The 13,027-nt window shown below is 64.2% G+C and carries 7 protein-coding genes; 2 read left to right on the top strand and 5 right to left on the bottom strand.

Going from position 1 to position 13,027, the window contains the following annotated elements:
* Nucleotides 1-143: 143 nt before the first annotated feature.
* Nucleotides 144-2,300, top strand: coding sequence for a S46 family peptidase (locus HHL21_RS09965; protein ID WP_169465288.1), 2,157 nt, complete (start codon nucleotides 144-146; stop codon nucleotides 2,298-2,300).
* Between the two features lie 163 nt (nucleotides 2,301-2,463).
* Here the strand turns inward: HHL21_RS09965 and HHL21_RS09960 are convergent, their stop codons facing one another.
* On the bottom strand, nucleotides 2,464-3,918 hold the full coding sequence (locus HHL21_RS09960; RefSeq protein ID WP_169465286.1) for an APC family permease: 1,455 nt from the start codon (nucleotides 3,916-3,918) through the stop codon (nucleotides 2,464-2,466).
* 179 nt (nucleotides 3,919-4,097) lie between these two features.
* Here HHL21_RS09960 and HHL21_RS09955 point away from each other — a divergent pair, with 179 nt between their 5' ends.
* Complete coding sequence (locus tag HHL21_RS09955; RefSeq protein WP_169465284.1) at nucleotides 4,098-5,291, top strand: globin domain-containing protein; 1,194 nt, start codon at nucleotides 4,098-4,100, stop codon at nucleotides 5,289-5,291.
* 33 nt (nucleotides 5,292-5,324) lie between these two features.
* Here HHL21_RS09955 and HHL21_RS09950 read toward each other — a convergent pair whose 3' ends face one another.
* The 4 genes from HHL21_RS09950 to astB form a co-directional block, all read right to left on the bottom strand.
* Nucleotides 5,325-5,681, bottom strand: coding sequence for a GIN domain-containing protein (locus HHL21_RS09950; RefSeq protein ID WP_169465282.1), 357 nt, complete (start codon nucleotides 5,679-5,681; stop codon nucleotides 5,325-5,327).
* A gap of 184 nt (nucleotides 5,682-5,865) precedes the next feature.
* Nucleotides 5,866-6,843: a succinylglutamate desuccinylase gene (locus HHL21_RS09945; protein ID WP_169465280.1), complete on the bottom strand. Its 978-nt coding sequence runs from the start codon at nucleotides 6,841-6,843 to the stop codon at nucleotides 5,866-5,868.
* Nucleotides 6,844-6,848: 5 nt separating this feature from the next.
* Nucleotides 6,849-11,552 (bottom strand): NAD-glutamate dehydrogenase domain-containing protein, encoded by a 4,704-nt coding sequence (locus HHL21_RS09940; RefSeq protein ID WP_169465278.1) that lies wholly within the window; start codon nucleotides 11,550-11,552, stop codon nucleotides 6,849-6,851.
* Between the two features lie 126 nt (nucleotides 11,553-11,678).
* Nucleotides 11,679-13,022 carry an N-succinylarginine dihydrolase gene (gene astB / locus HHL21_RS09935; protein ID WP_169465276.1) on the bottom strand — a complete coding sequence of 448 codons (1,344 nt, stop codon included), beginning with the start codon at nucleotides 13,020-13,022 and terminating at the stop codon, nucleotides 11,679-11,681.
* Nucleotides 13,023-13,027 lie beyond the last annotated feature (5 nt).

Raw genomic sequence — 13,027 nt, 5'->3', positions numbered from 1 at the left:
CGCGTTACTCTCTGGAAAAACTGTACAAAACCCCATATGTACAGTGCAAAATATGGTTGACTAATATTAAGTCGATACGGATACTCGAGGGCGCTCCAGTAGCGCCCTGTCCAGTTCCGATTACCATAAGAGACGAAACGCGAATGAAAAAAATCCTTCTCCCGCTCGCCCTGCTGTCGACCGTCGCCCAAGCCGACGAAGGCATGTGGATGCCGCAGCAGCTGCCACAAGTAGCCAAGCAACTCAAAGCAGCCGGCCTCAAGCTCGATCCTGCTGCCCTGACCAAGCTGACCGAATTTCCGATGGGCGCGATCGTCAGCCTGGGCGGCTGCTCGGCCTCGTTCGTGTCGCCGCAAGGCCTGGTTGCCACCAACCACCACTGCGTCTACAACAGCGTAGCTGTCAACTCGACCCCTGAGCGCGACCTGCTGGCCAACGGCTTCCTGGCCAAGACGTTCGCGGAAGAACTGCCTGCATCGCCAGGCAGCCGCATCTTCGTGACCAAGGAAGTGACCAACGTCAGCGACAAGATCATCGCCGCCGACGTCGCCAAGCTGGCAGGCAAGGCGCGCGTGGACGCGATGGAAAAGAACATGAAGTCGATGGTAGCCGAGTGCGAAAAAGACGCCGGCCACCGCTGCAACGTGGCCAGCTACTACGGCGGCCTCGAGTTCTACCTGATCAAGCAACTGGAGATCCGCGACGTGCGCCTGGTGCACGCGCCGCCATCGGGCGTCGGCAAATTCGGCGGCGACACCGACAACTGGATGTGGCCGCGCCACACCGGCGACTACGGTTTCTACCGCGGCTACGTGAGCAAGGACGGCAAGGCTGCCGACTTCTCGAAGGACAACATTCCTTACGTACCGAAGCACCACCTGAAGATTGCAAAAGAAGGCGTCAAGGAAGGCGACTTCATCATGGTGCTGGGCTACCCAGGCCGCACCAACCGTCACCGCCTGCCGTCGGAAGTGGCGTTCACCTTCGACTGGAACTACCCGGCGTTCGTGCAGGCATCGCAAGAGACCCTGCAGATCATCGACCGCGAGACCAAGAACGATCCTGACGCCAAGCTCAAGTACGCTGGCCAGGTCGCGGGCGTGAACAACTACTACAAGAACCGCAAGGGCATGCTGACCAGCTACGAGAACAGCGATTTCCTGGCGCGCAAGACCCGGGAACACGCGGACCTCAAGGCCTGGATCGATTCCAATGCAGCGCGCAAGAAGGAGTTCGGCGCCGACATCGTCGAAGTGGAAAAGCTGATCGCCCAGCGCGACGCCGACACCAAGCGCGATTTCTTCCTGACCTCGTCGTCGCCACGCCTGCTGCGCACCGCGCGCGAGCTGTATCGCCTGTCGAACGAAAGCACCAAGCCTAACGTCGAGCGCAAGGCCGGCTACCAGGAACGCGACCTGCCGCGCATCCAGGCGGGCGTAGCCGCACTTGACCGCACCTATGCCGAGCCAGTCGACAAGGCGCTGGTACTGAACAGCCTGGTCAAGTACGCTGCACAGCCGAAAGCACAGCGCAGCGCCAACTTCGACGCCGCTGTCGGTATCACCGACGGCATGACCGAAGCGCAGCTGAAGGCCGTGCTGGACAAGATGTACGCAGGTTCGCAGCTGGCCGACAAGGCAGCGCGCACCGCATGGCTGGGCAAGAAGCCGGAAGACTTCAAGGCCAGCAACGACAGCTTCATCAAGGCGGCCGTCGCGATGTACGAGCAGGGCATGAAGAGCGAAGCGGAAGACGAAGAACTGGCCGGCAAGATCCAGCAAGCCTACGCCAACTACATGAAAGCGAAGATCGCCTACATGACCAGCAAGGGCCAGGCGGTCTATCCTGACGCCAACAGCACCCTGCGCGCGACCTTCGGCAAAGTTGCCGGCCGCGCACACGGCGCCGACGGCACCGGCGCATGGACCGCGTTCACCACCGTCAAAGGCGTGGTAGCGAAGGCAACCGGCGAAGGCGAGTTCAACGCACCGGCAGCCCAGCTGGCGGCGATCAAGGCCAAGGACTTCGGCAAGTATGTCGATCCTAAGCTGAAGACCGTGCCTGTGAACTACCTGGCAACGCTCGACATCACCGGCGGCAACTCGGGTTCGGCAGCGCTGAACGCCAAGGGCGAGTTCATCGGCCTGGCATTCGACGGCACGCTCGACTCGATCATCTCGGACTGGGACTTCAACAAAGAAAACACCCGCGACATCCAGGTCGACGTCCGTTACATGCTGTGGAACATGAAGCATGTCGACAAAGCCGACAACCTGCTGAAAGAAATGAACGTCCAGTAAGCGGACGAAGGCATCGCAAGATGCCATGTGAAAGCCACCCCGCCGCAAGGCCGGGTGGCTTTTTTATGTTCTTGGGGGACGTTGGCATGCGGCGGGTTTCGCCGTGCGCTTGCTGATCATCGTCATCCTCGCGCAAGCGGGGATGACATTGTTTCTTTGGGGCTTAGATCTTGCCGTTCAGCTTAGAGTTCCGGATACCGTACGCAAAGTAGGTCGCCACCGCCACCGTCATCCAGATCGCAAACGTCGTGAACGTGGTCTTCGACAAGTCCTTAATGATGTACAGGCAGGCGAAAATCGACATGCCCGGAATCAGGTAAGGCCCGAACGGCACGCGGAAGCCCTTGCCCGTATTCTCGCCGCCGCGCCTGCGCATCACCGGCACCGCGATCGACACCACGATGAACGCCGTCAGCGTGCCCATGCTGACCATATCCCACAGGAAGGTCGAATCGACCAGTCCTGCGACCAGGCTGACAACGATGCAGACGATGATCGTGTTGCTGACCGGCGCCGCGGTGCGCAAGCTCAATTTCTGGAAAGTCTTCGGAATCAGCCCGTCGCGGCTGATCGCATACAGGATGCGGGTCTGGCCATAAATCGTCACCAGCGTCACGCTGAACACCGAAATCACCGCGCCGGCCGACAGCACCAGCGCCGGCCATGATTGGCCGGTCACGTTCTGCAGGATGACGGCCAGGCCGGCTTCCTGGTGCGCGAACATGTGCGCCGGTTGCGCGCCAACCGCGGCCAAAGCCACCAGCAGGTAAAACACCGTGACGATACCCAGTGCCAGCAGGATGCCCATCGGTACGACGCGGCTAGGATCCTTGACCTCTTCGCCTGCGGTAGCAACGGTATCGAGTCCAATAAACGAGAAAAACACCGTGCCAGCGGCAGCCGTCACGCCCGCCATGCCCGCAAAGCCCTTGCTGTTATCGGTATTAAAGAACGGCGTGAAATTGTTGCTGTCGAAGCCAGAGAACGCGATCACGACGAAGAACACGAGGATCGCCAGCTTGATCAGCACCATGACCGCATTGGTGGTGGCCGACTCGCGGGTGCCGCGAACGAGCATGATGCCGCACATGATCACCAGCAGGATCGGCGGCAGGTTGATGTGGCCATAGTTGAACTCGACGCCGTTCGGCCCCGACACGATCATCGGCGTTCGCAGCATCTCGGGTATCTGCCAGCCGAACGCATTGTCGAGGAAGTTGTTCAGGTAGGACGACCAGCCGATCGCTGTGGCGCTGGCTGCCAGGCCATATTCGAGCAGCAGGCAGGCCGCCATGATGAAGGCGGCGAATTCGCCCACCGACGCGTACGCGAACGAATACGACGAGCCGGAGGCCGGAATCTTGAAGGCCAGCTCGGCGTAGCACAGCGCGGTCAGGCCGGCGGTGATGGCGGCGATCAGGAAGGACAGGATCACCGACGGCCCGGCCTTTGGGACTGCCTCGACCATCGTGAAGAAAATCCCGGTGCCGATGGTGGCGCCGACGCCAATCATAGTCAACGGGAACAAGCCCATCGTCTGAGCCAGGCCGCCGGCGCCGTCCGCCGTTCGGTCTACCAGCTTGGTTCGCAACAGCTTCTGGCCCAATGATTGATTCACGTCAGTCCCTTTTTCGCGCTCTAAAAAATTCTAGCGATTATAGGGGCATATCCAATTTACCAATACACATCTTTCATCGGAGTCAAACTTAAAGATTCATTTCATCTACATGTTTTGATAGAATATAGCCGTCGACGCTAAAACGTCCCGCATCCCCCGCTCTTTTTGGAGAAAGAACCATGATTTCAGCCGCTTCCCGCCCCTACATCGACGCCAGCGTACCGGTCCTGCGCGAGCATGGCCTGGCCGTGACCACCACTTTCTACCGCAACATGTTCGCCGAACTGCCGGAGCTGACCAACCTGTTCAATATGGGTAACCAGGCCAGCGGCGTGCAGCAGCAGTCGCTCGCATCGGCCGTGTTCGCCTACGCCGCCAACATCGGCAACCCCGTCGCGCTCGGTCCGGTGGTCAACCGCATCGTCCACAAGCACGTCTCGGTCGGTATCCGCGCCGAGCACTACCCGATCGTCGGCCGCCACCTGCTGGGCGCCATCGCTGAAACGCTCGGCGACGCGGCCACCCCGCCGCTGCTCGCCGCGTGGGAAGAGGCATACAACTCGCTCGCCAGCCTGTTCATCCAGGCCGAGAAGGATCTGTACGCCAGCGCGAAGGTCGAACCGGGACAGACGCGCCCGATGCGCGTGACCAGGGTGACCCGCGAAAGCGACGACGTGGTCTCGGTGCGCATGGCGCCGGCGGACGATGGCGCGGTGCCTGAGTTCAAAGCCGGCCAGTACGTCAGCGTCAAGGTCGACCTGGGCGCCGGCGTCAGCCAGACCCGCCAGTACAGCCTGTCCGACGCGGCCGATGGCGCTACCCTGCGCATTTCGGTCAAGCGCGAGGCCGGCGCCGATGCGGCGACCGCAGGCCAGGTATCGAACTGGATCCATGCGAACGTCAAGGAAGGCAGCGTGCTGCAGGTATCGCACCCGTTCGGCGATTTCGCGCCCGATACCGAATCGAACGAGCCGGTGGTGCTGTTGTCGGCAGGCGTCGGCATCACGCCGATGATCGCCGCGCTGAACCGCATCGCCAGCATCAACCCGCAGCGTTACGTGATCTTCGGCTTCGCCGCGCGCGATGCGGCTCACCATCCGCACAAGCTTGACCTGGCGATGGCAAAGGCCGCGATGCCGAACCTGCAGGTAGTGACGTTCTATGAAACCGTCGAAGAAAGCGCGCAAGCGAAGGCGGGACGCATGCAGGCGAGCCAGCTGCCGCCGTGGCCGCGCAGCGAGACCGATGTCTTCATGTGCGGACCGCTGCCGTTCATGAAGGAGCAGTGGCTTGGGCTGGTGGGTGCGGGCGTGCCCGTGACGCGCCTGCACCGCGAGGTGTTCGGGCCTGATCTGCTCGACCACCTGCTGTAAGTCGAATGGCGGCCGCGATGGCCGCCATTTCTCTTAGTTCAGCACGTTGATATGCTTGCCGCTGACATTGCGCTGGTTCGGGTTGCCGTGCACGGTGATTCGCCCGGAGCCGTTACCATTGGCGACCAGCGACTGCTTGACCAGCGCCGAGATGTCGCCCGAACCGTTGGTGGACAGGTCGGCGCGCTGTGCGGTCACGCGCGAGACATGAACATCACCGGAACCATGCACGCTGGCGTTCAGCGTCTGCACCGCGCCGCTGGCTTCGATGTCGCCCGATCCGCGCACATGCGCGATGAGCTGGTCGCCATGGACCTGGCCCAGCATGATGCGGCCGGAACCAGTCAGGTTGGCATGGGCGCTCGTGCTGCTGCTTGGTTGAGGATTCAACCTTAACAAAAGCGTCCGTGGGGAAGAACTGCAGTGCGATGAACTGCATAAATGGCGGAACAGGCCGCAGAATAGCCCGTCGTTTCCGGGCTCGGCGCCCCCCTAAGCGGGAACCCAATAATCCACTAATACATATGTGACGCATGGATTCCCGCTAAGGGGGGCGCCGAGCCCGGGAACGACGTCAGTTGACGCGTACGACCATCAAACCGGCACGTAATCCGGCCCTGACGTCGGGGTTGGGGAACACGACCAGCTCCTCCGGGTGCTTCACCGTGTAGACAGTGTCGCCGTCAGTGGCGATCACGTCGCCCTGGCGCAGCGCCGTGAAGTTCTGCGTATTGCGGTCGAACGTCATGCGGAAGCCGTCGGTCAGCTTGATCACTTCCTGCGCCACCTTGAACACATGCGGCTCGGTCCGTGCGGGCCTGGCCGCAGCGCCGCGCAGCAGCCCTTCCAGCGCCGCCTGCACATCGGCGAACTGCGACAAGTCATTCTGCCCCAGCACACCGACCCGCCCCAGTTCCACGGTGCTTGCCGCCGCGCCGTGATGCTCCGCCGAGTAGTAGCTGTAGGTGCCGGCCGAACTCGGGTTCATGATGATCGCGCCGATTGCCGCCTGTCCCAGCCATGCCACCAGCGCCGCCTTGCCCTCGTCGGCGATCAGGTCGGGCACGATGGCGAAGGTCGGGTACACCGAGGGACGGATCGCCGTGTGCAGGTCCAGGTGCCAGCGCACCAGGCCAGCGCCAGCGAAGAAGTCTTCGGTAGCTGCGACCATCGTATCGGCGCGCGCGGCTTCCGCCGCATCCGCCAGCGCTCCTCGCACCGGACGGAACATGCGGTTCAGGTCAGCGTCGATAAAACGCTTGCCCGCCGCGATGGCGTCGACGTTACCGACGCAGACCATCAAATCCACCGCCAGTTCGGACGGCGCGTGCGACAAGGCGTCGAGCACATGGGCGACCACTTCGATCGGCCCGGTCTCGTCGCCATGCACGCCGACCGACAGCACCACGCTGGCGCGCGGCGTTGCGGCCGACTTGATGGTCATGATGCCGCGCGCCGGCAGCGCAACCGCGAACCCGGCATCAAGGAAACGCTGCGCGACACCGCCGAGGTCAGCTTCGGCGAGTGCGCGAACGGCGTCAGGAAGCGACATGCTGCTTACGCTGCCTTGGCCGACGGGCTGGTTGCCTCCGACAGCGACCAGACATCGAGCATTGCCTGCTCGAGGTCCGCCGGCTGTGCGTAGCCGTTCAGCGCCAGCTGGCTGGCTACCGCTTCGACCGCGTCATGCGCCGAGGTGCCGCCGCTGGCACGCGCCAGCACCTGTGCCAGCAAGCGCTGCTGGGTGCGGCGCAGGGCCTGCATTGCGTAGTTGCGCAGCTGTTCTTGCGACTTGCTCTGCGGGGTCAGCTTCAGGCCGCGTTCCAGCGTGTCGATGCCGGCGCGTGCACGCAGGGCCATGCCGACTTGCAGGAACTGCGCCAGCGTCATGCCTGCCGGACGCTGCACCGACACCGCGGCGAACAGGAAGCTCGATACGGACTCGATCGCATCGACCGCCTTCCATGCCTGCGCAAACGATGCAGGCAAGGCTGGGTAGCTGTCCGCCTCGGCATTCGCAGGAGTCAGGCTCTTGACCGTGTCCGGCTGCGCGAACAGTTGCGTCAGTTCGGCCATGCCGCCTTCATGCGCGCCGCCGTTCACCGACAGCACGCCTTCCAGCAGCGCCTTGAACAGCACACGGGTACGTGCATCGACCTTGATCGACACGGCGCGCGGCACTTTCAGCGCATCGGCGTCGAGTGCGTTGAACACTGGCGCCAGCTGGAGTGCAGACCACGCCTGGCCCCATGCCTTCACCACTTCGGTGTCGTCGATGCCATATTCGGCGGCGAGGTCGCGGATCATCAGCGGGCCGCAGCGGTTGACCGCTTCGTTGGCCAGCACGGTTGCCAGGATCGTGTTTGCCAGCGGGTGCGCCAGCGGATCGCGGGTCGCCACCAGCTGCGCCGGGAAGTACGGCTTGAGCACCGTCGCAGCCCATGGCAGTTCGGTCAGCGGCAGTACCGACAGCGTGCGCTTGAAGCGGTTCTTGACGTTGGCGATGACCACGGCCAGTTCAGGCGCGGTCAGGCCATGGCCGCCGGCCTTGCGGCGCTGCAGTTCAGCGTCGGTCGGCAGCTGCTCGAGGTCGCGCGACAGCGCGCCTTCGCGTTCCAGGCTGGTGATCAGCGATGCGTAACCGTCGACCACGTTGGCATCGGACTGCGCCTGGCCTTCGCGCGTCAGCAGGTGCGTCTGCAGCGTGTTGTCGCGCAGGACCAGGCGTTCGATTTCGCCGGTCATCTCGTTCAGGATGCGGTTGCGGTCCGCTTCCGGCAGCTCGCCCGCATTGACTTCGGTGTCGAGCCAGATCTTGACGTTGACTTCGTGGTCCGAGCAATCCACGCCGGCCGAGTTGTCGATCGCATCGGTGAAGATGCGGCCGCCAGCCAGTGCGAACTCGATACGGCCGGCCTGGGTCGCGCCCAGGTTGCCGCCTTCGGCCACGACCTTGCAGCGCAGCTGGTTGCCGTCGACGCGGATATTGTCGTTGGCGCGATCCTTGACCTGTGCGTCGGTTTCGGCCGACGACTTGATGTAGGTTCCGATACCGCCGTTGTAGAACAGGTCCACCGGCGCCAGCAGGATTCGGTGCATCAGTTCTTCAGGCGCCAGCGAGGTCTCGGCGATGTCGAGCGCCGCGCGCACTTGCGGCGACAGTTCGATCGTACGGGCGCTGCGCGGGAACACGCCGCCGCCTTCCGAGATCAGGCCTTTGTCGTAGTCTTCCCACGACGAGCGTGGCAGCGCGAACATGCGTGCGCGCTCGGCGAACGAAGCCGCAACGCCTGGCGTCGGGTCGAGGAAGATGTGGCGGTGGTCGAACGCTGCGAGCAGCTTGATCTGGCGCGACAGCAGTACGCCGTTGCCGAACACGTCGCCCGACATGTCGCCCACGCCGACCATGGTGATCGGGGTGGTTTCCATGTCATGGTCCATCTCGTAGAAGTGGCGCTTGACCGCTTCGAACGCGCCCTTGGCGGTAATGCCCATCTTCTTGTGGTCGTAGCCGTTCGAGCCGCCCGACGCAAATGCGTCGCCCAGCCAGAACCCGCGCTTGACCGCGATGCTGTTGGCGATGTCGGAGAAGGTTGCGGTGCCCTTGTCGGCTGCGACCACCAGGTACGGATCGTCCTGGTCGTAGCGCACGGTATCGCTTGGTGGAACGATGGCGCCGCGCACGCGGTTGTCGGTCACTTCCAGCAGGCTGGAAATGAACAGGCGGTAGACTGCTTCGCCTTCAGCGGCGATGGTCTCGCGCACTGCATCCTTCGGCATCTGCTTGCAGACGAAGCCGCCTTTCGAGCCGGCCGGCACGATGACCGCGTTCTTCACCATCTGTGCCTTGACCAGGCCAAGCACTTCGGTGCGGTAGTCTTCCATGCGGTCCGACCAGCGCAGGCCGCCGCGGGCGACCGGGCCGCCGCGCAGGTGCACGCCTTCGAAGCGGCGCGAGAACACGAAGATCTCGCGGTACGGGCGCGGCTCCGGCGCCAGCGCCAGGCTGCTGGTGTCGAACTTGAAGATGATCTTGTCGCCCTTCTGTTCGTTCTGGAAGTAGCTGGTGCGTACGGTGTGCAGCACGAGGTCGGCCAGCGCGGCCAGGATTTCTTCGGTATCGGCGTGGTTCACGGTCGCCAGGCGCGATTTGATCGACTTGACTTTCTCGGTGCCCGCTGCGCGTTCCGCTTCGGTCAGCGCCGGATTGAAGCGCTGCAGGAAGCCGTCGACCAGTTCCTTGACCATGTCCGGCTGGCGGCGCAGGGTGTCGGCCATGTAGCGGACGGTGAACTTGCTGCCGGTCTGGCGCCAGTAGCTGATGTAGGCGCGGACCAGCTGGACTTCGCGGGTGGACAGGCCGCCCTCGATGACCAGGCCGTTCATGCGGCCGTCTTCCGCTTCGTCGTTGAACAGCGCGGTGAACAGCTCTTCGGCGACAGGCACGATGTTCGGGCGCGCCAGCTTGGCTGCGCTTTCCGCGTCAACCGACAGGCTGGTGACGAAGCGGCGCGCGCCGTCGATCGATGCGATCGCGTAGGTCTGTTCGCGGTCGATGGCCACGCCGGCGTTCTGCAGTGCAGGCAGGATGCGCGACAGCGACGGCACGTTTTCGATCGAGTACAGGCGCACGGTGGCGGAGTCCGCATCTTCGGCGTCGATGCGCACTTCGATGCCTTCGCTGCCGTTGACCAGGATCGCCTCGAGGTCGCGGAAGGCGACGTCCGGTGCGGTGGCGGTGACGTAGTTGACCGGCAGGGTTGAGCACATCTTGCGCAGGGTGGTGCGCGTCGCAACGTCGGCGACGCTGTCGGTCAGCGCGGCGAACTTGTCGTGCCAGCCCTCCAGGATCGACATCAGCGGCTGCTGGATGTCGCTTTCGAGGTCGAGCGGATTGCGCGCGGCATGGGCGATCAGGTAGACGCGAGCCAGCGGGCCGTCGGCCACCAGGGTCTGCGAACGCACGTCGGTCGCGCCCGAGCTTTCCTTCAGGGCGTTCGCGAGGCTCTGCACGATGGCCGCGCTGTAGCGCTCGCGCGGCAGGTAGACCAGCACGTTCAGGTGGCGCGCGTAGACGTCGCGGCGCGCGAAGATCCTGGCGCGCGGCTGCTTGTACAGCGAAACGACCGAGCTGCACACCTGCGCCAGCCATTCAGGATCGGCTTCCAGCGCTTCGGTGCGCGGCAGCGATTCGAGGATCTCGAGGAATTTCTCGGCGCGGAAGCCTTCCTGGCGAACGCCAGCCAGCGACAGCACCTTGGCTACGCGGCCGCGTGCGAACGGCAGGCGCGCCAGCGGGGTCGAGGTGGCGGCGCGGGTGAACAGGCCGACGAAGCAGTGCTCGCCGAGGATGCTGCCCTGTGCGTCGGTATGGCGCACGCCGATGAAGTCGAGCGGCTGGTCGCGGTGCAGCGTGCCCCCGACGTCGGCCTTGACGATCGACAGCGCGTCGGCGCGGTTCGACAGGGTTTCGAAGTCGCCGGGGATGTTCGCCAGGCAGGTGCCGTAGACCGGGTGCGAGGTATCCTGCAGCACGCCCATGCGGCTCGGGATGTCGCGCTCAAGTTCGCGCACGCCAGGCTTGGCGACGTAGTAAGCGTAGCCGAACGGCTCGAAGCCTTCGTTCTTTGTCCATTCGAGGAATGCGGCCACTTCCTGGCCGGCCGGGCCTTGCTGGGCGGCTTGCGCGGCGACGGCGGTGAGGCGGTCGGCCATCGCAACGGCGTCGCGGCGTACCACGGCGGCGTCGCGCGCCACCATCTGCAGGCGCTCGACGAGCGCGTTCAATTCATCCGCGGCGAGGTCTTCAGCCAGCAGGCAAAGCACATACGATTCGAGCGGTGCGCCGGCTTCGCCGACTGCGACCGCCTGGCCGCTGGCATCGCGGCGCACCGCGAGGACTGCATTCATCACGCCGGTCGCAACGACCTTCTGCTTGCGCAGCGCCATGACGATCGAATCGACGAGGTAAGGCATGTCGTCATTCAGGACAAGCAAGGCGCTGGCCATGCCGCCGCGGCCATCCGCGTAGCGCAGCTGCGCGATCTGGCAGCCGTGCGAGCTGCGGCGCGCGGCCTGGAAAAAGCCGTCCCACAGCACTGGCGCAAGGCTGTCGGGCGACGTGCCTGCGAGGTCTTCGTCGTCCAGCGACGCCAGCCAGGCGCCGATCAGGGCCTCGACCTGGCTGCTGTCTGCGGCCGGCTTGCTTGCGCTGACCAGTGCCAGCGTTTGCGTGCGCACGTTTTGTGGCATGTTCTTCATATTGCTTCTCCAATGCTTGTTGTGTAGTGCCTCGCGCCGGCACCTGCTTGTGGCCGTGCTGGCGCGATCGATAGAAAGACGGGGTTGGCCCGTCAAAAAACTAGTTCCTCAAAGCAACCCGGTATTTTACGCCAGGTCGTACAGGCCGGGCAGCCCCAGAATGCGTTCCAGGTCCTCGAGCGCAGCCATGCATTCGATGGCCAGCTGCGGGTCGGCCAGGTCTTTCGGCTCGACCTGGTCGCGGTAGTGTTTCTCCACCCACGCCACCAGGGTCGCATACAGCGCTTCGGTCATCACCACGCCCTGGTGCATCGCGGCCGCCTCGGCGCCGGTCAGCGCCACGCGCAGGCGCAGGCACGCCGGCCCGCCGCCATTGCGCATGCTCTGGCGCAGGTCGAAGTCGATCAGTTCATTGACCGGGCCCGCGCCCGCGACCAGCCCTTGCAGGTAGCGCGACACCGCTTCGTTCTCCGCGCATTCGTGCGGCACCACCAGGGCCATCGAACCGTCGGGTTTCGACAACAGCTGGCTGTTGAACAGGTAGCTGGAGACGGCGTCGGCGACCGACACCTGCCCGGTATCGACGCGGACAGCGTTCAATTCTGCGCCTACCCCCGCCATCGCGGTGCGCAGCGGGGACAGCACGGTCGCTTCATCAGCGAAAGCCTGCTCGTGATAGAACAGCACATTGCCGTTACCTACCGCGATCACGTCGTTGTGGAATACGCCCTGGTCGATCACGTCCGGGTTCTGCGATGCGAACACGGTGCGCTCGCCATGCAGGCCGTGCAGGCGCGCGATGGCCTGCGATGCCTCCAGCGTCTGGCGGGCCGGGTACTTTTTCGGACTTGGCGCCGAGGGGTCGAACTCGACGCGCCCGTACACGAACAGTTCGACGCCGCGGTCGCCATGGCTGGCGCCAAAGCGGGTATGGTTGGCCGCGCCCTCATCGCCGAATGCCGGGGTCAATGGCAGCGCGTCGTGGACCGCAAAGTGCGCGGCGTCCGCGAAGATCGCGCGCAGCGTGCGCGCGGCCTGTTGGTGCTCCATCGCGCGATGCAGCTTGTTGTTCAGGTTCGCGGCGGTGAAGTGCACGCGGCCGTCAAGCGTGTCGGCCGACGGGCTGACGGTGGCCGCGTTGGCGGTCCACATCGGCGACGCCGAATACGCGCAGGCGAGGATCACCGGCGACTCGCGGTAGGCGCGGGCCAGCACCTCGGCGTCGGTACCGGTGAAGCCGATCGAGCGCAGCAGGCGGAAGTTCGGACGCGCCTGCGGCGGCATCACCGCCTGGGCGAAGCCGCGCCCAGCCAGTGCGCGCATCTTGGCCAGGCCCTGCAATGCAGCCTCTTTCGGGTTCGACGCGCTCTTGACGTTGCTGAACGAGGCGACATTGCCGAACGAAAGTCCGGCGTAGTTGTGGGACGGCCCGACGAGGCCATCGAAGTTATATTCGCGTGCTGGTTGCATAAATG

The organism is Massilia polaris, assembly GCF_012927275.1.
GTDB classification, from domain to species: domain Bacteria; phylum Pseudomonadota; class Gammaproteobacteria; order Burkholderiales; family Burkholderiaceae_D; genus Telluria_A; species Telluria_A polaris.
Note: the sequence above shows the minus strand (reverse complement) of the source record. Positions and strands in the feature narration are given on the sequence as shown.